The following is a 26,031-nucleotide window of genomic DNA, read 5'->3' on the forward strand; positions in this document are numbered from 1 at the left end:
TTGGGGCTGAACGACAAGAGCCGGATGAATCGAGAGGTTCACGTCCGGTTCTGTGAGAGCCTGAAGGGGAGGTTCCTTTGGGCGACTCGATCACCCGTTTGACAGCGGGGGAGCGGCTTAACCGCTATCAACAGGAGGTCGCAATGACCAGTACCAAAAAATCCCCACCCATCCCAGATACAGCAGATCTTCAACCGTTCTCATGGTTGGACAAAGACCTGCGCAGCGATCCAGCGGCGCAATTCATCGCGTTCGTGCTGGACATGAGCCAAGGCATTCACAAGTGCCTATCGGCGCTGCATGCCAATACGCTGCTCCAAGAGCACGGCGACCCCGCCTGTCCGCCGCTGCTGAACGCGTTCGATACTGACGTGATGTTCCGCTGGTCGCTGGCTTCTACCAGCACGATGGCGGAAAAGGCCCAAGCCTGCGTTGATTACCTGAACGCGTTGCAAGCCAGACAGCGCAAAGCGTAGTCGGTAACCGACGCCATCCTCACAAGGGATGGCTTCCTGAGTAATTGAAAAGGGGGCGATGCCGCCCCCGATAGAGTGAGAAATATGTCATGCGACGCCATGCAGGGTCGTTTTCATTACTTTTCTCTGGTCATCTGATAAAAATATCCTCTCTTGCGGAAAATAATGTTGTTTTTGTTTTGGAGATAAAACGTATAACTGCCATTTGGCTCATATTCAATGTTGACTACAGTGAAGGTTTTTGGCAAATGCAGTTTGACGGGATCCAGACAATAGCCATCGTAAAAGCAATCGGAAATATTCTGCTTGGACTTGGTAAAGAGCGGAGATAGGCCGACCACTCCTTGAAAACGTACTTCATTCTTATTAATGGTTAAAACTTCTCCAATAATTTGTTTGGCCTGCTCTTTAGTAGTAAATGCGGCTAATGATGATGCATCAAGAATCTCTACGATCTTCCATTTTCCAAAGATGATTTCACCGGGGGCAGTCGCGTTAGCAGAATTAAAAGCACATAGTAAACTCAAAAACACCCATATTCTTTTCATGACTTCCTATCTCTTTAAGATTTAATTCAACATGACTCCGTTTTTGTTATTCATTTTGATCTGATTGCTTTATAAAAATATCCTCGCCAGAAAAAAACAATACTGTTTTTATTTTTTATATAAATTGCATACACGCTAATTACGTTTTCATAGTCAATCATGATTTCAGTAACAATTTCAGGCAAACGCAGATTAGTCGGGTCCATACGGAAGCCATTAACGGAATAAAAATAGTCAAAAGTATCTTGCTTAGATTTATTAAAAATTGGGGATAGTCCGATTTCTTTTCGAAAGCGGATCTCTTTTGGAGTAATGATTAAATATTGCCCAATTCCTTGCTTCGCGAAAGCTTCCGATGACGACACCATGCGCGCTGAATCCAATATGGCTACCACCTTCCATTTCCCGTAAAGCATATCTCCTGGGCTAGATGCGTAAGTAGGGACTAACACACATAAAAAACTTAAGAGTATCAATATTTTCTTCATCACTTTTCAACCTCATTCGATACCATTTTAAATGGTGCACTTTCTTCCTTTCTACGCCTGATTAAACCTGGCATCAAAACTCTTTTTCCTTTTTGAATTGAGTAAACCATTTCTGTTTCCATATAATCTGCGGCTTCCTGTAATTTGTCGTTATTGATCAAAGTAAATACTTGCCCCGATCCCGCGATGCCAGCGTTATACGTCAAACTCACCAGCGCATCGAACTGCTCTTGATTTAATGAGTAAGTCACATTACGTTTGATGCCACGTTCTGCATCACGGATTCCTGAATTTAATTTCACTTCCGCCTTTGCAAGCGAAACAGGCAATTTCATTTCTTCTTTTGTACATACCCCGCGATGAACCATCGTGCCATAACCATAAGTGCAATTCCCTTTGTTCTTGCCACCGTCGTTGTAATAAGCCAATACCAGCCTTTCCCAGCTAACCAAGCGTAAACGTCCTTTAGCACTTAATGAATATCCAGCATTTGGTTTATCTTTTTGCTCCGCCATATCGACCTCCAAATCTATTCAATACCAATAAAGAAGGAGAAAATTCAAAAACATGAAATTTCTCCCCCTTGCCTATCTTTATCTCTTGATTAAATTTCTTTATTGGCCTTGATATCAAAACTGGCCGTCACCGCGCCGCCATTGCCGCCGGCCGCGTTCTGGATCAAATATTGCTGAGAAACCCTGGAAAACGACAACCCGACTTGTTCCCGGATGCGTTCGCCACCGTCGCTGATCGGATGCACTGACGTAACGATGACGTCCTGCATCGTGATCTTCATGTAATCCAGCGGCGTGCCGCCTGCCTTGCGCGTGACCAGTACGGCTTGGTCGATATGCTTGCCGGTCAAGCAATATTTCATCAGGTTGGGACTGGCGCGGTCGGCAAAATGCTCGAAGTACAAATCGCTGACGGTCGCCTTGCCGGAGCCTCCGCCGCTGCCGGCGTGCATATTTGATGGCTGGCTCATTTGCCATTCCCAATGCAAGACTTCGATTTCGTTGGCGTGGCTGGCATCGGTGGCTTCGCCGTCGATCCCGGTCAATTTCAAAAACATGTCTTGTGCCATAGCGTCCCTTTCAATAGTCATCAATGAGGCCGGAACCTGGTTCCGGCGAAGGGGCATCTTATTAAAATTAAGACAATAAAAATCACACTTCAGGTCAATGTGCTTAAAAACAGAATTTTCTTAATGTGATTTGAGGAGGGACTTAGAGGGGAGATGTTGGGCTACGAGAGCTTAAATTTTCCGCGCTGTGCCGATTCGACACATCGACACACTTGGCAAATTGCAATAATTTGCCACCGGCCAACTCTAGTCTTACAATCATGAGCACTCAGATATGAACACCTGCAATATCACTCCTCAGAAACAGAACTGGCCCTAGCGGCTTAGCCTCTCCTGCCTCCTCCGAACATGCAGCAATTCCACCAAGGGAAAGAAATGAACGAGCGCGCGCTGGTAGTCGACAGCAATCACCTGATGCTGCCGCAGTTGAGCAATGCAATGACGGATGCCCAGAAAGTCAATATCGCCAAATTCGACGAGGCCCAGCGCCAGCGCATCGCGCAAATCGTCGCCAGTGTCGGTGAACTCGACAGCGCCGCGGTGTCGACTTTCGGCACCGAGCAGCAGATGCAAATGAACGGTTTCCTGGATCAGCTGCTGACCGGCATCCGCACCTCGGACGTGGGCGAGGTCGGCGCCATCACGCTCGATCTGGCGCGGCATATCAAGTCGATGAAGCTGGCCGACATGAAGGCCGAACTGGAGGGCAGCGACTGGGTTGCCAGCACCTTGGGCAAGCTGCCGGTGGTGGGTAAATACGCGTCGGCCTTGCGCTACTTTCAGTTGAATCATGCCGAAGTCGTCAAATACCTGAAGGAAATCGAGGACCGCGCCCAGCGCGAAAGGGGCAAACTGGCCGCCACCAACAGCAAGCTCGATCAGTTGGTAGAGCGCACTATCGACAATTTGAAGCAGCTGGAGCTGTACCTGGCGGCCGGGCAGTCTATCCTGGTGCGCGCCAAGGCCGCGTTCGCCGCCAAGCAGGCCGAGGCGCTGCAGTCGAACGATCAGGTGGTCGTCATGAAATTGCGCGACGACGCCGAGCAAATCAATGCGTTCGAGGCGCGCCTGTTGCGCATGCATATCGGCTTTACCGATGCGCTGATGTCGGTGCCGCAAATCCGGCTGACGCAAGAGGCGGCCCGGATCGAAGAACGCAACATCATGGATACGATTTTGTTCGACTTGCCGCGCCTGAAAAGCGCCATCCTGCGCGTGGCCTCGTTGAAGCAAATCATCGACGCCTCGCGCGAAACCCAGGCCCGGCGCGAAATCACGCGGCAGGTCGGCGCGATCGGCAGCGACATGCTGGATCAAGCCTATACCCAGGCCAAACTCAGCCAGGGCAGCGGCGTCGAGGATGTCGCCTTGCTGGCGCAAACCGCCGACAAATTGTTGGAAACCATTGCCAAGGGCGTGCGCCTGGACGAAGAAGGCCGGCAAAAACGCCTGGCCGCCGAATCGCATCTGGGCGAAATCAAAACCAAGCTGCTCGAAGGGCTGCGTGCCAATGCCAAGGATGTGGCGCAGCGCGTGCTCTGATCGCGGTTGTTCTTATTAACCAAGAAGAAAAATATTCCATGAAATTTACTGCCGAGTCGTTCTACAACTCCCATCTCGCGGTCGGCGCCAAGCGCCTGGACGCGGTAGTGACCGTGACTGCCGTCGATGACGGCGCGGCCATGCAGAAAACGGGACGGCTGTTGATCATTTTCGTCGGCGATGTGTCGGGCTCGATGGATGGCGACAAGCTGCAGCAGATGAAGCATGCGATCCGGGTCGGGGTCGATTGCCTGGACCAGGACACGCTGTTCTCGGTGATCGCTTTCCACTCCAATGTGCAAGTGGTGATGCCGGCGACGTTAGCCACCGCATCGGCCAAGTCGGCGGCGCATCTGGCGGTGCAAGCATTGCGCGCCGGCGGTGGCACGGTGATGTCCGAGGCATTGCTGGCGGCGGTCAAACAAGCCGATGCGGTCGATGCCGATATCGTGCAGGTTTATTTCGTCACCGATGGCGAGAACGATAAAAACGACGGCAAGGCGCTCGACAAGGCGATTGCCGTATGCGACAAAAAATTGCAGGCCAGCTGCTGGGGCGTCGGCACCGATTGGCATCCGCGCGATCTGCGCCTGATCGCCGGCCGGCTGCTGGGCAGCGCCGATGCCGTGCCTGACCCGGAACAACTGCAAAACAAGTTCAAGGAAGCGCTGGCGCAAGGCATGGCGAAGGGGATCAACGGCGTCAAGTTGCGCCTATGGGTGCCGCGCACCGTGCAGATCGTGACCTTGAAACAGATGTCGCCGGAAATCGCCGACCTGAAAGACCTGTGCACCCGCATCGACGACAAGACCATCGAAGTGCCGCTAGGCGCCTGGGGTGCGGAAAACCGCGATTACCACTTCGGGTTCGACATCGCGGCGCAAGCCGAAGGCGAAGAGATGATGGTTTGCCGTCCCAAGATCGCCTATCAGCTGAATGGCGCTGAAGTGGTGGTCGACGGCCAGCGCATCGTCGCCACCTGGTCGGCCGACGACGCGCTGACCACCCGCATCAATGCCCAGGTTGCGCATTACACCGGTCAGGAAGAACTGGCCAGCTCGATCAAGGAAGGGCTGGAAGCCAAGGCCCGCGGCGACGTCGACCAAGCCACCAGGTTGCTGGGCAAGGCTGCCAAGATCGCGATCGAAACCGGCAACGACGAAGTGACCCAGCGGCTTAAAAAAGTGGTCGACGTGATCGACCCGCAAGAAGGCACAGTGCGCTTGCGCGCGGGCGCCAGCAAGGGCGACGACATGGAGCTGGATATGGGCGGCACCCGCACAGTACGCCGCCGCCCAGCTGCTTCTACTGTGGCTTAAATAAATGAAAGGAAACCATGCCACTTTGTTCTCAAGGCCATCAATCGGCTGACTCGGACTATTGCTCAGAATGCGGCGTGCGTATCGGCGCGCCGGCACTGGCTGCGACTGCTGCAATCGCAAGCGCCAGCAGCGGTGAAATCTGCCCGGATTGCGGCACGCCTAGAAGTGCCGGCAGCCGCTTTTGCGAGGTTTGTCGCTACGATTTCCAAGGCAAAGCTTCTTACGCAGCCAGCGCGCCGGTGGCGCTGCCGGTGACTGCTGCGACTGCGGCTGCAGCGGTGGCTGCGCAGCCGACTGCGCCGGCGCCAGCCGCTGCCGCGCCGCTAGCCACATTCGCGCCGCGCCTGCAATTCAATGTAGAGATCATCGTCGACCCGGCCCTGGCCGCCGATGCGGACATCGCCGCGGCTTGTCCGCAAGACGCACCGATGCGTTTCTTCCCGCTCGACCTGGAAGAAAACCTGGTCGGCCGCCGTTCCGACGTCAAGGGCGTTTATCCGGAAATCCAGGTCGACGACCCGGGCGTGTCGCGCCGGCACCTGAAGCTGCTGCGCCAGCCCGACGGCAACTATGCCGCGCTCGACTTGGGCTCGACCAACGGCTCCGTGTTTAACGGTGCAGAGCTGGTGCCGGGCCTGCTGACCCCGCTCAAACCGGGCGATGAAATCGTCGTCGGCAACTGGACCAAGCTGCGCATTGCTTTAAAAAAGTAACGGCCGAAACAACACGATAAAGAGCAACATGCAAACGACACCAGCACTGAATCAAGCAAGCCAAGTCAGTTATTTTCAGACCGTCAAAGCGCACCTGCGCACCACGCCGGGCCGCATGCAGACCTTGCTGGCGGCGGGCATTGTCGGCGCGCTGCTGATCGCGCTGACCGGCTTTGGCGCTTACCAGGGCGTGCGCGGCGCGGTGCAGACGCTCGGCAAGGACACCGTGCCATCCATCGTGGCGGCCGAACAGATTCGCTTTCTGCTGGCTAGCGCGCATGCCAATGCGATGAACGCGGTATTGCTCAAAGAGGACGATAGCGGCACTTCAAGCAAAGCATTCCGCGCCGAAATGGACCAGGCCCAGCAGGCGCTGGTCACGGCGGCAAAAAACATCACCTACGGCAGCGAAGAACAAAAGCCGATCACCGCCGTCATGATGGCCTTGGGCAGCTACGAGCGCCTGCTCGGCCAGGCCCACGCCAAGGGCGCAGAGACGGCGCTGCCGGATCTGACTGCCGCCAACCAGCTGATGCAAACCGTGATCCTGCCGGCCACCGTGGCGCTGGACCAGGCCAATTTCGATCATCTGACGGCCAGCTTCAACAGCCACCACGCCGCGTTTTACTTGCAGATGACGCCGCTGGTCTTGATCGCGCTGGCGACGCTGGCGGCCCTGCTTGCGGCCCAAACCTATTTGATGCGCAAGACGCGGCGCACGTTGAACCTTGGACTGCTGGCCGCCACCGTGATCCTGGGACTGGCATCGTTGTACGGCGCGACGAGCTTGCAGGCGATCGAGAAAAAACTGGTTTCGTCCAAGTTCGACGCCTTCGACTCGATTCATTCGCTGTCGAAAGCGCGGGCGCTGGCTTATGAGGCCAACGCCGATGAAAGCCTGCTGTTGATCTATCGCGGCCATCCCGAAGCGCAAGCGCAGGCAACTGCCGACTTCAAACAACGGATCGCGCAGATCATGGCGATCGAGCCTGCGCAGCTGGACGCCGCCACCAAGTCCAAGACCAAATTCGGAGGCCTGCTGGGCGCGGAGCTGGTCAATATCACCTATCCGGGCGAGGAAGCCGCGGCGCTGCTGACCGCGCGCACCTGGGCCGATTATGTCGAGATCGACAAGCAAATCCGTGAGTTGGAAAGCAGCGGCCGCTATGCCGAATCGCAGGCGCTGGCGCTGGGTTATCAAGCCGGCCAATCGAACTGGGCGTTCGATGCCTTCGACAAGGCGCTAGGCAAAACGACGGCCATCAACCAGGCGGCTTTCGACCAGGACATCGCGGATGCCTTCGCGCGCTTGAACCGCTTTCCCTACCTGTTGTTCGGCGCGGTGCTGGCCAGCATCCTGGCGATCGTGCTCGGCATGAAGCCGCGGCTTGACGAATACCGTTTCTGATCGGGATATCGTCACGTGCCTGTACGAGAAAAACTTGATGCCTTGCGCATCAGCCTGACCACGATCAGCTGCAATCTGTTGGAACTGGCCGACACCGAGACCGTGAAAGCGGCACGGGCCCGCCTCAAGGATGAGGTCGGCGGCTATGCCGGCCTGACGCGGGATAAAGCGGCGCAGGCGATCAAGTCGCTGGATGCGTTATGGAACAGCTATTTGCTGCTGGCCCGGCTGTTCGAACAGGCGAGTGATCTCAACAAGCGCAGCGGTCTGTTCCACCATACCGAGGACCAGGTGCGGCATCTGCTGGAGGGACTGTCGGTGGAGCTGCGCGCCGAGCATATCCCGATCACCAGCCGCGGACTGCTGTCGTGCGCCGACCAGATCGAGCGCGCCACGCCGCAGCAAGTGCTGGACGCGATGGCGCAACAATTTTGCGACGCCCGCGACTTGCTTAACACGGTATCGACTGCGGCCGGGCAGGCCGCGCCACGGTTAGCCGCGCTGCGCCAGCAAGCCGCCGAGCTGGAAATCCGGGCCGCCCGGCTTGGGACCGGCTATGCGGCGCCGGCCAGGCTGGACGCCGTCTTGAATAATGCCGAGCGCGATCCGCTGTCTTGCGCCGCCGAGTTGGAGCGCGCCGCAAGCGAGCTGGAACAACAGCGGTTGAACTTGAAAAATATCGAGCAGCAGCAAGCCGTCAGCCGTGCTGCGATCGAACACGCCAACGGATTGCTGGCCGAGTTGAAAGACCTGGCGCAACGCTCGGCGGCTGCGATCGAAGAAACCAGACAGAAAATCCATGCGCCTGCCGGCTTGATCTTGCCGGTGGATGACAGCGTGATCGACTCCCTGGTCATTTGGCTGGCGTCGATCGCACAGTCGGTTGCCGCCGGCCGTCACGATGCGGTCAAGGTCGGACTTGCGCGCTGGCAGGCAGAATGCTCGGCACAGCTGACGGCGGCCCGTGCCGCTTATGCCAAGAACCGTCTGGCGCTCGACGAATGCGCTGAAATCAATGGCCGCTTCCAGGCCCTGCGCGCCAAGGCCGACGCGCTGGCCGCCAGAGGCGCGGAGCTGGATGCGGCGCTGCCGGCCGCGATGCTCAACGCCAAACGCGCGCTCCAGAGCAAGCCGGTCGATCTGCCGGCGCTGCGGGCAGCGGTCGGCGCGTATGAAGCTTCGCTACGTGAAAACAAATAATTGTCGGCGCTAAAAAAGGAAAGAAGCTGTGGAAAATTGCCAAAGAAATGCCTGCACCGGCCATATCGAAGACGGCTTTTGCGATGAATGCGGGATGCCGCCGGCCGGCGTCAAGCTGCTGGCGAAAGAGGACCTGCACCAGACCGCGCAAACCCGCTCCGCGGGCGGCACCGGAACCTTCGCTACCGGCACCGTCGGCACGGTCGGCACCGGCCGCGCCGGCAGCAAGCGCCACACCAGCCGTTCGACCAGGGGCAGCTCGGCGCGTCGCCGTTCGCTCGGCGGCGGTCTGATATCGCTGCCGCCGCTGCCGAGCCAGGACCCGAATGCGCTGATCATGGCAAATCCGGAAGTGCCGGAACGCAAGCGCCGCTGCCCCAAGTGCGACGCCAAGGTGTCGCGGGTAAAGGGTTTCTGCGGCGAGTGCGGCACTGAATATAACTTCGTGCCGTCGCTGCAAGCTGGCGATGTGGTCAACGGCAAGTTCGAAATCAAAGGCGCGATCGCCTTCGGCGGCCTGGGCTGGATTTACCTGGGCTGGGACCAGGTGCTCAATCGCTGGGTGGTGATGAAGGGTTTGCTCAACACCAAGGACGAAGCGGCGGCCGCCAATGCGGTGGCGGAGCGGCAGTTCCTGGCCGCGGTCAAGCATCCGAAGATCGTCGGCATCTACGATTTCGTCAACCATGGCAACGAAGGTTTCATCGTCATGGAATACGTCGGCGGCGTCGCCATCAGCAGCATGCTGAAACAAAAAGGCGTGTTCCCGGTGGAAGAGGCGATCGCCTACATTCTCGGCATTCTGCCGGCCTTCTCCTACCTGCATGCCAACGGCTTCGTGTATTGCGACTTCAAGCCCGACAACTTCATGCTGGAAGGCGACGACGTCAAGCTGATCGACATGGGCGGGGTGCGCCAGATCGGCGACCCCAACGGCGACATCTACGGCACCCGCGGCTACATGGCGCCGGAAGCCAACGACGATCCGGTCGCGGTGTCCGACCTGTACACCATCGGCCGCGCGCTGGCGGTGATGATCATGGATTTCAAGTTCGCCAAGGACTACGAGCATTCGCTGCCGACCCCGGCCGAGCAGCCGCTGCTGGCGCAGCACGATGCGTTGTACCGCTTCCTGTTGCGCGCCACCCACCAGGACCCGGACCAGCGCTTCCAGTCGGCCGATGAAATGGCCGACCAGATCCTCGGCGTGCTGCGCGAAATCGTCTCCCTCAAAACCGAGCCGAAACCGGTCGAAAGCCAGACCTTCACCTCCGACAACCTGTTCGATGCCGACGACGTCGCCGGCACCGAACAGCCCGACGTGCGCCTGCTGCCGACGCTCAAGATGCAAGTCGCCGACCCGGCCGCCAACGAGTTGCTGCGCCTGTCCGCCGTGATCGATCCTGTCAAACGGGTGCTGACGCTGGAGCAGCTGGCCAAGAAATTCGGCGACAAATCGGTTGAGGCCAGGCTGCGGCTGGCCAATGCCTATGTCGGCGTCGAGCGCTACGCCGATGCCGCCAAGCTGCTCGATCAGCTGTTCGACGAAGATCCATTCGACTGGCGCGTGTGCTGGTATCGCGGCAAATCCTTGCTGGCGCAGGGCGACGGCCAGGGCGCGCGGAATGAGTTCGGCAAGGTCTATTTCGAAATGCCGGGCGAGATTGCGCCTAAGCAGGCCATCGCTTTTGCGGCGGAAGTCAGCCACGATTACAAGGAAGCCGCCTCCTACTATCGGCGGGTGATCAAGGTCGATCCGAACCAGACCGCGGCCTGCTTCGGCCTGGCCCGCTGCCTGTCGAAAAACAACGACATGCAGGGCGCGGCCGAAGCGCTGGCGGCCGTGCCGGCGCAGCACAGCCTGTTCAACCTGGCGCGGATCGCGCTGGCAAAAACGCTGCTGCACCAGGAGCCGGGGATGAACCGCGAGGGTTTGGAACAAGTCGCGCAAACCATCGAGTCGATCTCGGCCGAAGGCGGCGTCGTGCATCAACTGGCCGCCAAGCTGCTGGAACGAGGATTGGCCCTGATCGCCAACGGCAAAGTGAAGGAAGACCGCAGCTGCAAGCTGCTGGGCCACGCGCTGAGTGTGCAAACCTTGCGCCAGGGCGCCGAGGAAGAGTTCCGCAAAGCCGCCCGCTATGCCGTCGACGCCGCAGAAAAAATCATGTGGATCGATATGGCCAACGCCGTTCGTCCGAAAAGCTTTGTGTAAGGACGCGCCATGACTTGCCTTCATTGCGGCGATAGCGGCTCGGCTGCCGGCTCGAAATTTTGCGAAGGCTGCGGACAGCCTTTGCTGCCCTTGACCAGCCAAGCGGTGCCGGCGGCCAAGGACGCGCTTGCGTGCGCCTGCAGCCCGGCCGCCAGCGCGCCGGACGCCGACGGTTTTTGTAATAACTGCGGCGTGCGCTGCATAGTTGCAGTTAGTGCCGCTAGCGCCGCTGGCGTCAGCAATGCGCATTATTGGTGCGATGAGCCTGACGCGCGGCTGGCGATGATCAGCGACATCGGCCGGCGCCACAGCCATAACGAGGATTGCGGCAGCGCCGGATTGTCGCCGAACAATGCGGCTGTGCTGGTGGTGGCCGACGGCGTCTCCAGTTCATTCCATTCCGCCCAGGCATCCGCCACCGCGGTCGAACTGGTCAGCGCGGGCTTATCGGCGCATGACGGCACGCTAGCCCAGGAAGACGTCATGCACAGCGCGATCATGGCGGCGCATCAAGCAATCATGCAACTGCCGGCCGGCGCCGCAGCCAATCTCGACGAACCGGAATGCACGCTGGTCGCGGCCCTGGTCGCGGACGGTACAGCGACGATAGGATGGGTCGGCGACTCGCGCGCCTACCTGATCAGCGGCAATGCCGAGCGTTGCCTGACGGTGGATGATTCCTGGGTCGAAGAAGTAGTCGCCGCCGGCCTATACAGTCGCGCAGCCGCCAGCGCCGACCGCCGCGCGCACTACGTGACCCAAGTGCTCGGCATGCGCGACGGTCCGGTCGCTGTGCATGTGCTGTCGACCGGCATGGCGGCGGACGATGTGTTGCTGCTGTGTTCGGACGGGCTGTGGAATTATTTCCAGCAGGACGGCAGCTTGGCTGCGAGGGTGGGGCAGATCAAGCAAGAGCTTGGCGTTGACGTAAGCGCCAAGGCGGTGTGCCAGGCGCTGGTCGATGATGCCAATGCGCAGGGTGGGCATGACAATATTACGGTGGCGATGTTGATGGGTAGGTTGTTGGAACGTTGACGGCTGCTTGCAGATCAAACATCAAGGTTGCAGCCAGTGGCGATGTTGGGCTTCGCCTTCGGCTCAACCGCAACCTACGTTGGTCCGCGTTACCGCGATTTTGCAACGGTCCTCTTATGTTCGGCCGCGAGCGTAGCCCGAACTTGGTCAGCGCTAACCGCCCGCGTCGGGTCAGCCTTCAGTGCGTCATAGGCCGGCCCCACGTGGCCTCGAAGCCAATTTTCCGCAGCGCGGTCACGCGCCATCTCGTTGGGCAAGATGATGCCGAATTGTCGGGTTGTACGCATGATGACCACCATTAAGTCGAATGGGATGTAATCCTGCCTCATCCACGACTTTTGCGCCAGCGCCGTTGGGCTACGGAGCGCAGAGGGTTTGATGTTGTTTTTACGTGTTGCGGTCTTGACGAACCCGGGTTTTCGCCCCGACCGCGCCGCCAAGAAGTAGCTTACCGGGGTCAGAGTTTTTTTACGCAGGGTCATCGCGTAAATTACTCTGACCCCGCTGAGCGGACTACGGAACGCCGAGGTGTTGTAGTTGCCTTTTCGTTTGTCGGTCTTGGCGTACTCAGCTTTTCGCCCTGACGGCGACTCCCTTTTATTTTGCTTCGCCAAAAGAAAGGAAGCAAAGAAAAGGCGACCGCAAGCCACTGCCTTCCCTTCGGTCTCCTAGTCAGTTGAGGACAGAGTACCGCTACGCTTAACTCTGTCCCGCAATAGATAAAACTGCGCCGCCTATCAGCCGGGTGTGAAGGCAAACTCGCTGCGCTCAAACATGCCTTCCCACAATTCCCGGCTGGCAGTTGGCCCATTTGGCAGCGTCCCAATGCGGAATTCAACGTCAACTGCAACGGCAGCGTCAAAAGCAACCCCTCGGCGCCCCGTGGTCCGTTAATCGGGGACACAGTAATTCGGCACGCTGCGGTGCCTCTTAAACTATGTCCCCGATTAACTCAGGCTGGGCTGAAAAGCCCAACATTTTTCACGATTGACCAAGAGCGTCGCACGCCTGACGCTTTTGGCGCGTCCTGCCTCTGCAACCGACACAAAATGTCCATGAATGTCCATCATCGGGCGAAGCCGCGGGCTGTCGAGCCGTGGCACGTTGCTTGCAATGCTCACTCTTTTCCGCGCGCGCATCGCAGCCTGGCTTGCGCAATGGGTTCATTCAACAATAGTAAAGATAAAAATAATGCCATCACATCAGCACCGCTTGAAATCATCCAAACCACTACAGTCCCTGTTGTTATCGTCGGCCCTGCTGCTCGCGGCCTGCGGTGGCGGCGGAGGCGCATCGGTGACAGCTTCCACCCAGCCTGCGAACGCGGGTTCATCCCCGGCGCCGGCGCCAGTGCAGAATCCGCCTTCAACTCCGGCGCCGAACCCGGTCACGGTGCCGGTCAAGGATTACAGCGTCACCACGCACGCGATCCCGACCGCCGCTGCCGGCCAGGTGTTCAGCCTCAAGGCCAATTTCTTCGACGATGGCTTTGTGCCGCCTAGCCCGATGTCCAACTACGGCTTCCAGAACCCGATCATCCCCGCCGTCAACGCTGACGGCAGCCTGGATGTCGCCTGGCTGGATTATTCCGGCGCCAGCGGGCACGCGGTCAGCGGCTTGAGCACACCCGGCACCATCAACATCACGCACGTCAACCCGGACCTGAGCACCGGCGCCACCACCGCGACCAGCCTGCAGACCTATAAACTGCTGGGCTTCACCAAGGACAGCAACGGCGCGTTCTATCTGGCTTACAACGTCGATCACCCATTCAAGAACGCGATCGCCGGCGACGCCAACAACGTCGACGGCAACGAGCTGCGGATCGCCAAGTCGGCCAGCGCCAACTTCGGGTTGAGGGCTTGGGACACGCTGGTGTTCGGCGACCAGGACAATACCAAGGACATGAGCAAGGGCAATCCCGGAGAGGCTGGATTGGGCATGCTGGGCTTCGATGCGATTAACCAGAAACTGGTGCTGTACGTGTCGCACCAAATGGCATCGGGCGACCACGGTATCCGCCACCAAGCCGGGTATTTCAGATACTTCAATCCGCTCAATGGCGTTCCGGTGGCGGCCGGCAACGGCAATGCGCTCAATATGGGCTCGAGCTGGTTCTATTCGCACAACTTCAGCCCGCGCCTGCTGGTGGATAACGGCACTTCCTACCTGCTGGCGCATGGAGATTACTACTCACGGCAGTTGGGCTTTGCGGCATACACCTATGGCGGTTATACCGGCAGCGACCAGACCCAGTTCGACAAGTCCTACTTTGCGATCGACGGCAATAAGGGCGACAACAACACCAATGCGCAGACCGGCCAGTTCATCAAGCTCAACAACGGCAATTTCGCGATGGTCCACACCACTTCCCAAGGCCGCGCCGCGCGCGATGTGCGGATTGTGATTGCCGGCGGCAGCGACGGCGGCACGCAGTCGAGCGCCTGGCTGACCAGCAACGCGGCCAACGTGCAAGCCATCATGCCGAAGCTGGAAGCGTCCGGCAGCGGTTTCCTGGTGTCCTACGGTTTGTGGAATTCTAGCGATCGCACCAACAAGTCGATCGAGTGGCATTTCATGCAGCTGGACGCCGGCCTGAACGTGATCTCCCAATCCAAAGCCATGCCCGGCATCGAGTTCATCGCCGACCTGCCGCTGTTGCGTTTCACCAGCGGTCCCAACGCCGGCCGCGTGGGTTGGGTCTCGGGCAACGACCAGGGCACGTTGAGCGTGAACCTGGTGCAAGCGCCGCAGTGATGCGAGCGGAGCGGCGCATCAGTTAAATGGCCGGCCCCAGCAAGTTGGGCCGGTCACTTAATCGCTGCTTATACAATCTGTCGCGCAACTTCATGCACGGCGTCTCCACTAGCCGGTACAGCAACCAGCCGCCAGCCAGGCTGACGCCGAGCATGATCATCACCCCCAACCCCGAATCCGCAGCAATCCCGACGTTCGATAACGGCCCTTTGGCCATGTTCATCAGCGGCTTGTGCACCAGGTAAATCGCGTACGACCACAGCGCCAGTTGGCAGGCGCCTGGAACGCGGATCCGGTGCAATAAGGATGCGGGACTGAGCGCCGACAGCGTCAGCAACGCAAAGCTCGCCGTCAGCATCGGATAGCCGAACGCGGTCATCAAAAAGCCGTAACTGTTGTCATCGACGTACTGATAGTTCAAGTACAGGTAAAAAGTGATTGCAGCCCCGAGCACGCCTGCGGTCAGCATCAAATTGCCTTTTTTCATGAGCCGGCCGTAGGCATCGGCATGGAAATTCTTCAGCATCGCAATGGCGACACCCGGCAGCAATTCGTCAAAGCGGCAAAACGACGAATAGTAGATATGCGTGTAATAGCCGTTGGCGTCGCCGCCATAGTCGCGCCACAGCATGTCCCTGATGGCGATGCCGGCCAAGACCGTCGCCGCGATCAAGGTCCAGCCCAAAAGCAGCGATTTGCGGCAGCCGGCCACCAGCAAAGCCGCCACCGGCAATACCAGGTAAAACTGTTCCTCGACGCACAGCGACCAGGCTTGCGAAAAAGCCGTGCCGGCGTGCAGCTGGTAGTTTTGGGTGAAGCTCAGGAACTTCCACAGCGACGGCGGGGTGGTGCCGCCCATCGCCAGCGGGAACAAGAAATACAAAGCCAACACCACATAGTAGTTGGGCAGGGTTCGCAAGCAGCGTTTGATATAGAACGTTTTTAACGAGAACTGCCGGCCCTGGGCGATGGCTGACAATATTTGATTGCCGATCAAATAGCCGCTCAGCACAAAAAACAAATCGACGCCGACCCAGCCGATGTTGCTCAAGACGCCGAAGGTCTCCACGTGGCTGACAAACACCATGTAGTGATACATAAATACCAGTGCGATTGCAGCAGCGCGCAAGGTGTCGAGGCCGTTGAGTCTGGTGGCGGTTGAGTGCATGTGGGGTTGAATGTTGATTTTTGGAAATGCGCATCTTAGCCGATCCGCGCTGCTTCACCGGGATTTCTAAGGCGTATTTCCTGCTTTGTTATTGCTATTCAACAAGTAATAAATCTCGTAGAATCGGCCCGCATAGAGGCGTCTGTCGCCACATTCATAAACAGGAGATCCAAGTGAGACAACAATTTCAAAGACCAACCGCCGCATTCATCGGCGCGTCGTGGGCCGCTTTAGTGGTCGGCGCCGCCACCTATCTGTTCGGCCTGTGGAATGCCGCGATGCAGCTCAATGAGAAGGGCTATTACTTCACCATCCTGATGTACGGCCTGTTTGCTTCGGTTTCACTGCAAAAATCGGTGCGGGACAGACTGGAAGGAACGCCGGTCACCGGGATCTACTTCATGTTTTGCTGGATTTCGCTGGGCCTTTCGGTGGCGCTGCTGGCGATCGGCTTATGGAACGCGACGCTGGCGGATAGTGAAAAAGGCTTTTACGCGATGTCGTTCGTGTTGAGCCTGTTCGCATCGGTTGCGGTTCAGAAGAACGTGCGTGACGTGACGCTCATCAAAGGAAATTTCCCGGCCCAAGGCGACGAATAACTCCCTGCCTGACCCGCGCTTGCAGCGGTTGCTGAGTTTTCGCTGCAAGCTCGCCGACGCTCCGGCAGTACGCGCCAACTTCAGGATTTGATTGAAAGAAACGGTTCTTTTATTTTTTTCTGATTGTTAAACCAGTCTTAATTTTCCGGATCTATGCTGTTATGTGACCCTTCCTTTGTCAAAGGAGAACAGCATGACGCGTCGATCTCTTGCCCGCAGTGCGATTGCGGCTGCTTTGTTGACTGGGATTGCGGGCATCTACATTTATTCCGACGGCGCCGGTATCGGCGGGCCCGATGCCCACGCGCCGACGGTGGCAGCGCCGGCGCCGATCGCTACCGATTTTTCCTCGATTGTCGAACGGGCCGGGCCGGCGGTGGTCAACATCAGCTTCACCGGCAACCTGAAGGCCGGCAGCACGCTGGGCGACTCGAGCGGAATGCCGCAGCTCACTCCCGGCGATCCCTTGTACGAATTTTTCAAACGCTTCGGCCCCCAGCTGCAGGTGCCGCGCGGCGCGCTGATCGTGCATGGTCAGGGTTCCGGTTTCATCATCAATCCTGACGGCGTGATCCTGACCAATGCTCACGTGGTCGACGGCGCCGACGAAGTGATCGTCAAATTGACCGATAGGCGCGAGTTCAAGGCCAAGGTACTGGGCGTCGACAAGCTGACCGATATTGCCGTGATCCAGATTGAAGCGAACCACTTGCCGACGGTGCAGATCGGCAACCCGGCGCTGACCAAAGTCGGTGAACCGGTATTGGCGATCGGCTCGCCTTACGGCTTCGACAATACCGCGACGGCGGGGATCGTCAGCGCCAAATTGCGCTCCTTGCCTGGAGAAAATTACGTACCGTTCATCCAGACCGACGTCGCGGTCAATCCGGGCAGTTCAGGCGGGCCGCTGTTCAATCTGAGGGGGGAAGTGATCGGCATCAACTCGCAGATTTACAGCCAGACCGGCGGCTATCAAGGCTTGTCGTTTGCGATTCCGATTGATGTCGCGATCAAGGTCGAGCAGCAATTGGTGCAGCATGGCAAAGTGACGCGCGGCCATCTCGGGGTCGACGTGCAAGACGTCAACCAGGCGCTGGCCGAGTCGTTCGGTCTGAAGAAATCCGAAGGCGCGCTGATCAGTTCGGTGGAGAACGGCAGTCCGGCCGAGGAGGGCGGATTGCAGACGGGCGACGTGATCCTGCGCTTCAATGGCCAGCACATCGCGCATCCGGCCGATCTGTCGGCGGCGGTCGCCGATACCGCGCCGGGGACTTCGGCCAAAGTCGATGTGATCCGTCACGGTGAGGAAAAAACACTGGCGGTCAATGTCAGTGAAATGCAAGCGAGTAAATCCGATGACTCCGATGCCGGCGCGCAAGACCGGCTCGGCTTGTCGGTGCGGGCGCTGACGCAGGACGAGCGGCAACAGGCTGGCGTCAGCGCCGGCCTGCTGGTGGAAAGCGCCAGCGGACCGGCGGCGGTGGCGGGGATCCAGAGCGGCGACGTGATCCTGTCGTTTAACGGCGTCCCGGTGACCAGCGTCGAGCAATTGCGGCGCTTGGTCGACAAGGCCGGCAAGAGCGTCGCGCTGCTGGTGCAACGGGATAACGAGAAGATTTTTATTCCGTTGAAGCTGGGGTGAACACGCTGTGCGTGCACCCTTGGCTTTTTGCTTGGTGCACTGGTAGGGCGGATGAGCGCAGCGTTATCCACCGCTTGATGTGCCACAAATGGTTGACGCATCTAAAACTGCGGATAACGCTGCGCTCATCCGCCCTACGCAAACCCATCACGCCGCCGTCCGGTCAAAACTTATAGTTCGCTCCAGCGGTAGTAAACCGCCCGCGCGGATCGCCCAGGGTTGGTAGCACTGGTAGGGCGGATGAGCGTAGCGTTATCCGCCGCTTGATGCGCCACAAATGGTCGACGCATCCAGAACGGCGGATAACGCTGCGCTCATCCGCCCTACGTAAACCCATCACGCCGCCGTCCGGTCAGAACTTATAGTTCGCTCCAACGGTAATAAACCGCCCGCGCGGATCGCCCTGGGTGATGTCGAAGTAGGGCGTGCTCGGGTCCCACGACGGCTTGCGGTTCAGCAGGTTTTGCACCGCGAACTTCAGTGTGGTGTTCTTCACCCCGGTGTACACCACGCTCAGATCGAAGGTGCTGTTGCTCGCCACCGACGCCGGGAAATCGTCTTCCCGCACGCTGTCATCCAGCGTATAGCCGCCGACGTAATACCAGCTGAGCGTGCTGGAAAAATCGCGGTAGTCCCAGGTCAGCGCCGTGCTGCCGCGCCATTTCGGCAGTGCGCCGAAGGTGTTGTTGCCGCTGCCGTCCATCTGCGCCTGGCCCGCCACTCGCGGCTGCTTGTAGTCGAGCAGATAGGACCAGCCGCCGCTCAAGGTGAAGTTGCCGGCGCTGGCGGTATGCAGCAACTGGCGCAGCTCAAGATCAATGCCGGAGGTGGTGCGCGCGCTCTGGTTTTGATACTGGTTGCTGATGCTGACGATCCGGCCTTGAGCATCGCGCGTCACGCGGCCCGGATAGAGTTCGGGATGCTGGACGATGACGGTGGCGTCGTCGGGGCCGATGATGCCGCTTTGATTGATGCGATAGAAGTCCAGCGCCAGGCTGGTATTGGCCGCAGGCGACAGCACCACTCCCAGGTTGATGTTCTTCGAGCGTTCCGGCTGCAGCTTGGGATTGGCGGCGTAGATGCCGGTATAGCCGCGTAGCTGGCCCGGCGTGATCGGATCGTAGGGATCTTTGACCGAGCCGTAGCTGATCGCCGTGCTGTTGGTGATTTCGGGCAGCGACGGCGCGCGGAAACCGCGCGATACCGTGCCGCGCAACAGCAGCCAGCGCGCTGGCTGGAAGCGCAGGCTCAACTTGGGCGAGAAGGCGGAGCCAAAGTCGCTGTAATGATCGGCGCGGCCGGCCAGGTTGGCTTCCAGCGTAGCCAGCAGCGGTACATTCAATTCGGCATAGGCGGCCGATACATTGCGCGAGCCGTGAATGATGTCGATCGCCGGCCGCAGCTCGGTGCCGGACAGCACTGCTTGCGAGGTATCGGAATCAATCGATTCGTTGCGGAACTGATAGCCGGCGGCAAACCCCAATTGGCCCGCCGGCAGACTCAGCAGCTGGGTCGACACGGTGGCGTCCAGCGCATTGAGCCGCGACACCGCAGGGCGGGTGGTGGCCAGCCGCAACGCCTCGACCGCGGCGGCCGAATTGTTTGGCGCGGTGAAATCGTAGCCGCCGTTGGCCAGCAGCTGCTGGAAGGCGTAACGGTTACCGAAATTGCTGACCGTTTCCTGCAAGCGGCTTTCCGAATGCAGCGCCGACACGTCCCAGGACCAGTCGTCGAGCTTGCCCTTCAGGCCGGCCAGCACCCGGCTGAACTCAGTGCTGTCGGTCTTGGTGCGCGGACCGACATTCCACAGATTGCTGTTGATCGGCGTCGGCACGGCATTCGGATTGGACGGATGTCCGACCGGCAAAGTGCTGCTGACGTTGACCAGGCGCTGGTTGGCATTGTCCCAGGCGCGCAGCGAATTGCCGATCGCCAGCGGCGGCCCGAAAATGAAGCTGGCATTGCTATGGCTGTACAGCAGTTCGCTGTATGCCTGCAGCTGGTCGTTGAGTTGCAAGGTGCCGCGCAGCACCGCGTGATAGCGCTCTATGCTGGGCATCAGGGTTTGGTAGGGAGCCGGATTGTAGGCCCAGACCTCGCCCTGCTTGCTCGGCGTGATTGCGCCCCACGGCACCCTTTGCACCGGACCGACCGCGTGGGCAAAACCCTGGGTCGGGTCGTTATTGTAGTAATTGGTCGGGGTCCAGTTGAGGCGGCCGCCCGGCTTGTCGCGGAAGTCCATATTCCGAAGATAGCCGACGTCGCTGGCGTCCAGCCGGTCGCGCTGCTGGCCGTCGAGCGAAAAGAAAATGTTGTAACGATCCTTTTTGATATCCCCCTTGCCGGCCAGCAGCTGGAACTTGCGCTCGCCCTGGCCGGTGCCCGAGCCGGACTTGCCCCAGCTGCCGCCGATCTCGACCCCTTGGAAATTCTTTTTCAGAATGATGTTGACCACCCCGGCCACCGCATCCGAACCGTAGATCGCCGAAGCGCCGTCCTTGAGCACCTCGATCCGTTCGATCGCCGCTAGCGGCAAGGAGTTGATGTCGACAAAGGTTTCCTGCAGATCCTGGGCCGTGGCGTAGTTCGCCAGACGCTTGCCGTCCAGCAGGATCAGCGTATTTTTCTGGCCCAAGCCGCGTAGCGAGACACCGGCCGTGCCGGCCGAGAAACTGCCGGTGTACTGCTCGTTGAAACTGTTGCCGCTGTTGGCTGAAATCGAGCGCAAGATATCCGGCAAGCTGGTTTTGCCGCTGGCTTCGATTTGCTTGGCGCTGATGACCTGGACTGAGTTGGCGCCTTCCTTGTCGGTGCTCCTGAGATTGGACCCGGTGACGGTGATGGTTTCAAACTGCTTGGCTTCCTGCGCGATTGCGGTGTGGGCCGTCAGCAGCGAGCCGATGGCGGCGGCGAGTGTTTTTGTTTTCAACATGCGTTATTTCTTTAAAAATTCCGGACGATAAAACGCCTGCTTTCCGGGGAATGCTGGGAGCGTTAAGACGGGAAGGGGTTGGTTACGAACAGTGCTGGGATCAAGTATCCGAGCATGTTTTCCAGATGGGAAATAATGATTTCAAATGACGATATGCGGACGCGGCAAGGGCCAGTAACGTAGGGCGGAAAAGCGCAGCGCCTTCCGCCGTTCTGGATGCGTCAAATGTCTGTGGCACATCCAACGGCGGATAACGCTGCGCTCATCCGCCCTACGCAAAGCAAGGCTTTTCTTTCATCATCACACGCCTAGATGCCGGCGCGGATTGAAGTCGAGCTCGTGCTGCATCTGCCGATAAATTTCCTGGGCGCGATGGCTGTGCGCGGTCGGCAAAACTATCTCCAGCTCCATGTACAAATCGCCCGGCGGATGACCCGGCAATCCGCGGCCTTGGAAGCGCAATTTTTTACCGGCCCGGCTACCGCTCGGTATCTGGATCTCGACCGTGCCGTGCGGCGTCGGCGCTTGCACCGCAGCGCCCAGCGCCGCCTCCCACGGTGTCAGCGGCAGCGTCAAATAAAGGTCGGCGCCGGCCACGCGATAAAACGGATGCGGCGCGAAGCGAATCAGCAGATAGAGGTCGCCGGCCGGGCCGGAGCCCAAGCCCGGCTCGCCTTGGCCCGCCAGCCGGATTCGCTGGCCGTCCCTGATGCCCGGCGCAATGCGCGCTTCCACCAGCCGATCGCGGGTGATGCTATTGCCGTTGGCGTCGCGCGCCGGAAGGTGCAGTTTGAAACTCGGCGTGCCGCCGTGGATCGCGGTTTCCAGCGGGATCGACACTTCGACCTGGCAGTCGCGGCCGGCGGCGTGATGCCGGCGTCCAGCAGGCCGATGACTGGCCCAGGCGCCGAAATCGTCTTCGGCGCTAGTGTGCCGATGGCTGCCGTATGGCGCATTGTTCCAATTCGGCCGTGCGCGGGATCCATATTGCGCGTGCTGCCGTGCGCTCTGCCGGTCGTAGTCGGCGCGTTTGTGCGGGTCGTGCAGCACTTCGTAGGCCTCGGAAACTTTCTTGAAATGCTCTTCGCCGTCCGGTTCCCGGCTGATGTCGGGATGGTATTTATGTGCAAGTCTGCGATAGGCCCGTTTGATCTCGTCCGCCGTTGCATCGCGCGTCACGCCAAGCCGCCGGTAGTAATCCTTGAACTCCATATCGCTCCTCAAACATGAAAACTGCGGCTGGTCCGACGCAATATCAAGGTTGTACTTAGCTCGGACTAATCCCGCATTTAACCTGCTCGCACGTCCCCGATATCACCCAAGTGATGCTGTTGGCATTGGTCTTGGGCGTGACGATCAAGGTAAGGGAGCCCACTTCCTTGCTGCCCGTCACATTGATCGCCGCCGTCGTCGGCGCAATGTCGACGGTCCCGTACTTCAGCGCCGGCATGGTGGCGATGCCAAGCTTGGCGCCGCTGTCGCACATGGCGAGATTGCCCGCATTATTCTTTGCGCACATCACGATGGCGAGCTTGATCGGCTCCAGCGCCACGATATTTTCTTGCCACTTGGTACGCGACACATAATTCTGATACTGCGGGATGGCAACCGCCGCCAACACACCGATAAGCGCCACCACGATCAATGTTTCGATCACCGTCAAACCATGCGCGATGCGTGCCGTGCAGTACCTCGGATTGCGTTTCATATCGACACCTCTGTAGAGATTTTGTTAGGGTCTGTTGTACCGGATGTATTGAAAACATCCCTATCCAGTATAGGTGACAAAAACGCAAAAAAAGGAGGATCAGCATGCAATGCAAACTGCATGCTGATCCTCCAGGGGCCTACATGAAATTTTGGACGAGAACGATGTGCCAGGCGGTGCATGCCAACCTGCAACTACTTGATTTTGTTGGATAATTTTCAAGCCGCCTGGCGAAACGTCAGGTTGATGCGGCACGCTCCCAGCAACGGATGATGCCCTTCCTGGATCGGCAGCACGCCGTGAAACCGGAGCCGGGACGGCCCGCCCCACGCCACCACATCGCCATGCGTCAACGGCACCCGGCTGGGTTTGTCGGTCCGGCGCAAGCCGCCAAACAAAAAAACCGCCGGAAGGCCCAGCGATACCGAAACGATGGGCTGCTCGAAATCGCGCTCATCACGGTCCTGATGCAGCGATAGCCTGGTCCCCGGCTCATAGCGGTTGATCAAGCAGGCGTCAGGCACAAAGCGGTTGAAGCCAGCCTCGCGCGCCGCATCCTGTGCCAAGCGCAGAAATGCCGCCGGCATAGTCGGCCAGTGCCGGCCGCTGTTCGGATCGATCGCGTCGTAGCGGTAGCCGCTGCGATCGCTGACCCAGCCCAACGCGCCGCAATTGCTCATCGCAACAGACATGACAAAGCCGCCCGGCGTCACCAGGTGGCGGAACGGGGCGACGGCAATCACGTCCCGCAAAGCATCGAGCAGCGCTTTATCGTCGGCGACGGCAAAGCCGCGCAGCAACAGCGCGCCCGGCGCCAGCGCTTGTTGCCGCAGGCCGCCATGCTCCAGGTCGTCGAACATATCCAGCGTCACTTTGTGTCCTTAAATCGCGTCATGAAAAATGATGCCTAGTGTATGGCGATGTCCGGAGCGGATCCGGCTCACGCCGTGCCGCAGATTGACCCGATACACGCCGCGCGATCCCTGTACCGGCCGCTGATGGACTGCAAATACCACCGTATCGCCTTGCTGCAGCGGCACCACCTCCGGCCGCGACTGCATGCGCGGCCGCTGTTCGGTCAGCACGAATTCGCCGCCGCTAAAATCGCGTCCCGGCTGCGACAGCAGGATCGCCGCCTGCAGCGGAAAAACGTGCTCGCCGTATAGATCCTGATGCAGGCAGTTGTAGTCGTCAGTGCCGTACTGCAACAGCAACGGCGTCGGCCGCAACTGACCGGCCGCATGGCAACGCGCAAGGAAATCTGCGTGCTGCTCAGGATACCGAACGTCCAGCTCCATCGCCTGGTTCCAGCGATTCGCAATCGGCGCCAGATGCGGATACAGCGAACGGCGCAACTCGGCCACCAGCGTCGGCAACGGATAGCGGAAATATTGATACTCGCCGCGTCCGAAACCATGCCGTGCCATCACCACCCGGCTACGAAAAAACTGCTCCTCCGCATACAAGCACACCAGCGCCGCGCATTCGTCCGGCGTCAGCAAATGCGGGATGACGGCGCTGCCTTGCGCATCCAGATCCACGGCAACACGCTGCCAATCGACGCCATCGACTCGGTGCGCCACGCCGACCGGCAACGCCGTTTCCACGCGTGCGTTCATGCCTGCGACTCCCGTTCCAGCAACAATCGCTTGCGCTCGACGCCCCAGCGGTAGCCCGACAAGCCGCCGTCATTGCGCACCACGCGATGACAAGGAATCGCCACCGCCAGCGCATTGGCGGCGCAGGCTTGTGCCACTGCCCGCACCGCTGCCGGCGCACCGATGCGTTTGGCGATCTCGGTATAGCTGGCGGTGGCGCCGACCGGGATTTGCTGCAACGCCTGCCACACCCGCTGCTGAAATGCTGTGCCCCTGACATCCAACGGCAGATCCAGCCCGATCGCCGGCGCTTCGACAAAACCGACCACCTTCGCTATCAGTTGTTCGAAGCCTTCATCGGCGCCGATCAGATTGGCGCGTGGAAACCGATCCTGTAAATCGCAGGCCAGCGCAGCCGGATCGTCCCCCATCAGGATCGCGCACACCCCGCGCTCGCTTTGCGCCACCAGGATCGCGCCCAGCGAGCATTGACCAATCGCAAAGCGGATCTCGGCGTTCTTGCCACCGGCCCGATAATTGCTCGGCGTCATGCCCAGCACCGCATTCGATTTTTCATAAAAGCGGCCGTTGGAGTTATACCCGGCTTCATAAATCGCCTCCGTCACCGAAGCGCTGCGGTCAAGCTCGCTGCGCATCCGTTTGGCGCGCTGCGCGACCGCGTAGGCCTTCGGCGTCAGCCCGGTAACGGCCTTGAAAATCCGGTGGAAATGATAAGTGCTCAAGCCCGCGTGATCGGCCAGCTGCTGCAAACTCAGCGCCTCCTGCGCGCTCTCGATCAGCCGGCATGCCTCGGTCACCTTTTGCGCGTGCTGCTCGGATAACGCCTGCTGATCCGGCTTGCACCGCTTGCAGGGGCGAAATCCGGCCCGCTCGGCCTCCTCGCGGCTGGCGTAAAAACAGACGTTTTCCGGCCGCGGCGGCCGCGCCGCGCACGACGGCCGGCAATACACCCCGGTGGTTTTGACCGAGTAATAAAACTTGCCGTCCGACCCTTTATCGTGCGCCAGCATCAAGGCCCAACGCGGATCGTTGGCCGTTGCCGCCGCGCGCTGCGCAATGTCAGTTGATGCGTTCATAAGAACTCCTTTCATCAAGCTATCTTATGGAGTTCACTTTATCCATGGCGGCAGCTTAGCGCACTCCGGGTCTTGCTTTTGAATTCGATGCGATGCATTCAAATATGGCAGGACGCTAGGGCACCTCGAAAAACTGTAGCGAGCATCACAGGCCAGAGATTGGGCCGCGCAGTAGGTTTTTCGAGGTGCCCGCCAATAATTGCCATGGCGTCATATTGCGTCTATAGTCGCTCCGTCCCTGCTAAACAGGCACGGGATGAGGTCTAGGAAGCCTGAGAACAATACCGCGCACAACCGCGCTTTGCGGTTGTGCGTTCACTTTTGCTCGTCCTTATGGGCGGCAATGGTGGGGAGCCTTCGGGCTACCGGTTTTTGGTCTTGTACCGGTCTTCCTACCCTGCCATCTGCCGCCGTGTGTCAAGAACGCAAAAGCCGAAGTATCGGCCGCTGCGATGCTTTATTGAAGATGAGGGTCGGCCCCTCGTGATCGGCGTGCAGG

The 26,031-nt window shown here is 59.2% G+C and carries 23 protein-coding genes; 11 read left to right on the forward strand and 12 right to left on the reverse strand.

What is annotated here, in order from left to right; translation table 11 throughout:
- Nucleotides 1-143: 143 nt before the first annotated feature.
- Nucleotides 144-476: a hypothetical protein gene (locus ACFPM8_RS06245; protein ID WP_378996131.1), complete on the forward strand. Its 333-nt coding sequence runs from the start codon at nt 144-146 to the stop codon at nt 474-476.
- 116 nt (nt 477-592) lie between these two features.
- Here the strand turns inward: ACFPM8_RS06245 and ACFPM8_RS06250 are convergent, their stop codons facing one another.
- The 4 genes from ACFPM8_RS06250 to ACFPM8_RS06265 form a co-directional block, all read right to left on the reverse strand.
- On the reverse strand, nt 593-1,024 hold the full coding sequence (locus ACFPM8_RS06250; protein WP_378996133.1) for a DUF2147 domain-containing protein: 432 nt from the start codon (nt 1,022-1,024) through the stop codon (nt 593-595).
- 50 nt (nt 1,025-1,074) lie between these two features.
- Nucleotides 1,075-1,512, reverse strand: a complete 438-nt coding sequence (locus tag ACFPM8_RS06255; protein ID WP_378996135.1) for a hypothetical protein — start codon at nt 1,510-1,512, stop codon at nt 1,075-1,077.
- Complete coding sequence (locus tag ACFPM8_RS06260) at nt 1,512-2,027, reverse strand: lysozyme (protein WP_378996137.1); 516 nt, start codon at nt 2,025-2,027, stop codon at nt 1,512-1,514. Before ACFPM8_RS06260 ends, ACFPM8_RS06255 begins: the two co-directional genes overlap by 1 nt.
- 89 nt (nt 2,028-2,116) lie before the next feature.
- Nucleotides 2,117-2,596: an Hcp family type VI secretion system effector gene (locus ACFPM8_RS06265; RefSeq protein WP_378996139.1), complete on the reverse strand. Its 480-nt coding sequence runs from the start codon at nt 2,594-2,596 to the stop codon at nt 2,117-2,119.
- A 375-nt stretch (nt 2,597-2,971) separates the two neighbouring features.
- Here ACFPM8_RS06265 and ACFPM8_RS06270 point away from each other — a divergent pair, with 375 nt between their 5' ends.
- Genes ACFPM8_RS06270 through ACFPM8_RS06300 form a run of 7 tightly spaced genes read left to right on the forward strand, consistent with a single transcriptional unit; the run spans nt 2,972 to nt 12,031 of the window.
- Nucleotides 2,972-4,138: a toxic anion resistance protein gene (locus tag ACFPM8_RS06270; RefSeq protein WP_378996141.1), complete on the forward strand. Its 1,167-nt coding sequence runs from the start codon at nt 2,972-2,974 to the stop codon at nt 4,136-4,138.
- 38 nt (nt 4,139-4,176) lie between these two features.
- Nucleotides 4,177-5,457, forward strand: coding sequence for a VWA domain-containing protein (locus tag ACFPM8_RS06275; protein WP_378996143.1), 1,281 nt, complete (start codon nt 4,177-4,179; stop codon nt 5,455-5,457).
- Between the two features lie 17 nt (nt 5,458-5,474).
- Nucleotides 5,475-6,173 carry an FHA domain-containing protein gene (locus tag ACFPM8_RS06280; RefSeq protein ID WP_378996146.1) on the forward strand — a complete coding sequence of 233 codons (699 nt, stop codon included), beginning with the start codon at nt 5,475-5,477 and terminating at the stop codon, nt 6,171-6,173.
- Between the two features lie 28 nt (nt 6,174-6,201).
- Nucleotides 6,202-7,581 (forward strand): hypothetical protein, encoded by a 1,380-nt coding sequence (locus ACFPM8_RS06285; protein WP_378996149.1) that lies wholly within the window; start codon nt 6,202-6,204, stop codon nt 7,579-7,581.
- Nucleotides 7,582-7,596: 15 nt separating this feature from the next.
- Nucleotides 7,597-8,781 (forward strand): coiled-coil domain-containing protein, encoded by a 1,185-nt coding sequence (locus ACFPM8_RS06290; RefSeq protein WP_378996151.1) that lies wholly within the window; start codon nt 7,597-7,599, stop codon nt 8,779-8,781.
- A 28-nt stretch (nt 8,782-8,809) separates the two neighbouring features.
- On the forward strand, nt 8,810-10,996 hold the full coding sequence (locus tag ACFPM8_RS06295) for a serine/threonine-protein kinase (protein WP_378996153.1): 2,187 nt from the start codon (nt 8,810-8,812) through the stop codon (nt 10,994-10,996).
- A gap of 9 nt (nt 10,997-11,005) precedes the next feature.
- Nucleotides 11,006-12,031 carry a PP2C family protein-serine/threonine phosphatase gene (locus ACFPM8_RS06300; protein ID WP_378996154.1) on the forward strand — a complete coding sequence of 342 codons (1,026 nt, stop codon included), beginning with the start codon at nt 11,006-11,008 and terminating at the stop codon, nt 12,029-12,031.
- Nucleotides 12,032-12,120: 89 nt separating this feature from the next.
- On the opposite strand, the gene ACFPM8_RS06305 is transcribed toward ACFPM8_RS06300, so the two are convergent.
- Nucleotides 12,121-12,318: a hypothetical protein gene (locus ACFPM8_RS06305; RefSeq protein ID WP_378996175.1), complete on the reverse strand. Its 198-nt coding sequence runs from the start codon at nt 12,316-12,318 to the stop codon at nt 12,121-12,123.
- Between the two features lie 925 nt (nt 12,319-13,243).
- Between ACFPM8_RS06305 and ACFPM8_RS06310 the strand changes: the two genes are divergently transcribed.
- On the forward strand, nt 13,244-14,788 hold the full coding sequence (locus ACFPM8_RS06310; protein WP_378996155.1) for a hypothetical protein: 1,545 nt from the start codon (nt 13,244-13,246) through the stop codon (nt 14,786-14,788).
- 22 nt (nt 14,789-14,810) lie between these two features.
- Here ACFPM8_RS06310 and ACFPM8_RS06315 read toward each other — a convergent pair whose 3' ends face one another.
- On the reverse strand, nt 14,811-15,956 hold the full coding sequence (locus ACFPM8_RS06315) for an acyltransferase family protein (RefSeq protein WP_378996157.1): 1,146 nt from the start codon (nt 15,954-15,956) through the stop codon (nt 14,811-14,813).
- Between the two features lie 173 nt (nt 15,957-16,129).
- Between ACFPM8_RS06315 and yiaA the strand changes: the two genes are divergently transcribed.
- Both yiaA and ACFPM8_RS06325 read left to right on the forward strand, forming a co-directional pair.
- The gene (gene yiaA / locus ACFPM8_RS06320) at nt 16,130-16,555 is read left to right on the forward strand and encodes an inner membrane protein YiaA (protein WP_378996159.1); all 426 of its coding nucleotides are present in this window, start codon (nt 16,130-16,132) and stop codon (nt 16,553-16,555) included.
- 193 nt (nt 16,556-16,748) lie between these two features.
- Nucleotides 16,749-18,197, forward strand: a complete 1,449-nt coding sequence (locus ACFPM8_RS06325; protein ID WP_378996161.1) for a DegQ family serine endoprotease — start codon at nt 16,749-16,751, stop codon at nt 18,195-18,197.
- 352 nt (nt 18,198-18,549) lie between these two features.
- On the opposite strand, the gene ACFPM8_RS06330 is transcribed toward ACFPM8_RS06325, so the two are convergent.
- The 6 genes from ACFPM8_RS06330 to ada all read right to left on the reverse strand — a co-directional run bounded on the left by ACFPM8_RS06330 (nt 18,550) and on the right by ada (nt 25,532).
- Nucleotides 18,550-21,129, reverse strand: a complete 2,580-nt coding sequence (locus ACFPM8_RS06330) for a TonB-dependent receptor (RefSeq protein ID WP_378996163.1) — start codon at nt 21,127-21,129, stop codon at nt 18,550-18,552.
- Nucleotides 21,130-21,429: 300 nt separating this feature from the next.
- The gene (locus tag ACFPM8_RS06335) at nt 21,430-22,341 is read right to left on the reverse strand and encodes a DnaJ C-terminal domain-containing protein (protein WP_378996165.1); all 912 of its coding nucleotides are present in this window, start codon (nt 22,339-22,341) and stop codon (nt 21,430-21,432) included.
- 55 nt (nt 22,342-22,396) lie between these two features.
- Entirely contained in the window at nt 22,397-22,837 is a 441-nt protein-coding gene (locus tag ACFPM8_RS06340; protein ID WP_378996167.1) for a pilin, read from the reverse strand.
- A 218-nt stretch (nt 22,838-23,055) separates the two neighbouring features.
- A complete protein-coding gene (alkB, locus tag ACFPM8_RS06345; RefSeq protein ID WP_378996169.1) occupies nt 23,056-23,709 on the reverse strand; it encodes a DNA oxidative demethylase AlkB in 654 nt (217 codons plus the stop codon).
- A gap of 9 nt (nt 23,710-23,718) precedes the next feature.
- Entirely contained in the window at nt 23,719-24,456 is a 738-nt protein-coding gene (locus ACFPM8_RS06350) for a 2OG-Fe(II) oxygenase (protein WP_378996171.1), read from the reverse strand.
- The gene (gene ada / locus ACFPM8_RS06355; RefSeq protein WP_378996173.1) at nt 24,453-25,532 is read right to left on the reverse strand and encodes a bifunctional DNA-binding transcriptional regulator/O6-methylguanine-DNA methyltransferase Ada; all 1,080 of its coding nucleotides are present in this window, start codon (nt 25,530-25,532) and stop codon (nt 24,453-24,455) included. Before ada ends, ACFPM8_RS06350 begins: the two co-directional genes overlap by 4 nt.
- Nucleotides 25,533-26,031 lie beyond the last annotated feature (499 nt).

This window comes from Paraherbaspirillum soli (assembly GCF_042654985.1).
Classification (GTDB): Bacteria; Pseudomonadota; Gammaproteobacteria; order Burkholderiales; family Burkholderiaceae_D; genus Paraherbaspirillum; species Paraherbaspirillum soli.

What these genes read in the sequence shown, in the direction of transcription:
- ACFPM8_RS06245 (WP_378996131.1), top strand. Translation starts at nt 144, where the DNA reads ATGACCAGTACCAAAAAATCCCCACCCATCCCAGATACAGCAGATCTT.
- ACFPM8_RS06250 (WP_378996133.1), bottom strand. Translation starts at nt 1,024, where the DNA reads ATGAAAAGAATATGGGTGTTTTTGAGTTTACTATGTGCTTTTAATTCT.
- ACFPM8_RS06255 (WP_378996135.1), bottom strand. Translation starts at nt 1,512, where the DNA reads ATGAAGAAAATATTGATACTCTTAAGTTTTTTATGTGTGTTAGTCCCT.
- ACFPM8_RS06260 (WP_378996137.1), bottom strand. Translation starts at nt 2,027, where the DNA reads ATGGCGGAGCAAAAAGATAAACCAAATGCTGGATATTCATTAAGTGCT.
- ACFPM8_RS06265 (WP_378996139.1), bottom strand. Translation starts at nt 2,596, where the DNA reads ATGGCACAAGACATGTTTTTGAAATTGACCGGGATCGACGGCGAAGCC.
- ACFPM8_RS06270 (WP_378996141.1), top strand. Translation starts at nt 2,972, where the DNA reads ATGAACGAGCGCGCGCTGGTAGTCGACAGCAATCACCTGATGCTGCCG.
- ACFPM8_RS06275 (WP_378996143.1), top strand. Translation starts at nt 4,177, where the DNA reads ATGAAATTTACTGCCGAGTCGTTCTACAACTCCCATCTCGCGGTCGGC.
- ACFPM8_RS06280 (WP_378996146.1), top strand. Translation starts at nt 5,475, where the DNA reads ATGCCACTTTGTTCTCAAGGCCATCAATCGGCTGACTCGGACTATTGC.
- ACFPM8_RS06285 (WP_378996149.1), top strand. Translation starts at nt 6,202, where the DNA reads ATGCAAACGACACCAGCACTGAATCAAGCAAGCCAAGTCAGTTATTTT.
- ACFPM8_RS06300 (WP_378996154.1), top strand. Translation starts at nt 11,006, where the DNA reads ATGACTTGCCTTCATTGCGGCGATAGCGGCTCGGCTGCCGGCTCGAAA.
- ACFPM8_RS06305 (WP_378996175.1), bottom strand. Translation starts at nt 12,318, where the DNA reads ATGCGTACAACCCGACAATTCGGCATCATCTTGCCCAACGAGATGGCG.
- ACFPM8_RS06315 (WP_378996157.1), bottom strand. Translation starts at nt 15,956, where the DNA reads ATGCACTCAACCGCCACCAGACTCAACGGCCTCGACACCTTGCGCGCT.
- ACFPM8_RS06325 (WP_378996161.1), top strand. Translation starts at nt 16,749, where the DNA reads ATGACGCGTCGATCTCTTGCCCGCAGTGCGATTGCGGCTGCTTTGTTG.
- ACFPM8_RS06330 (WP_378996163.1), bottom strand. Translation starts at nt 21,129, where the DNA reads ATGTTGAAAACAAAAACACTCGCCGCCGCCATCGGCTCGCTGCTGACG.
- ACFPM8_RS06335 (WP_378996165.1), bottom strand. Translation starts at nt 22,341, where the DNA reads ATGGAGTTCAAGGATTACTACCGGCGGCTTGGCGTGACGCGCGATGCA.
- ACFPM8_RS06340 (WP_378996167.1), bottom strand. Translation starts at nt 22,837, where the DNA reads ATGAAACGCAATCCGAGGTACTGCACGGCACGCATCGCGCATGGTTTG.
- ACFPM8_RS06350 (WP_378996171.1), bottom strand. Translation starts at nt 24,456, where the DNA reads ATGAACGCACGCGTGGAAACGGCGTTGCCGGTCGGCGTGGCGCACCGA.
- ada (WP_378996173.1), bottom strand. Translation starts at nt 25,532, where the DNA reads ATGAACGCATCAACTGACATTGCGCAGCGCGCGGCGGCAACGGCCAAC.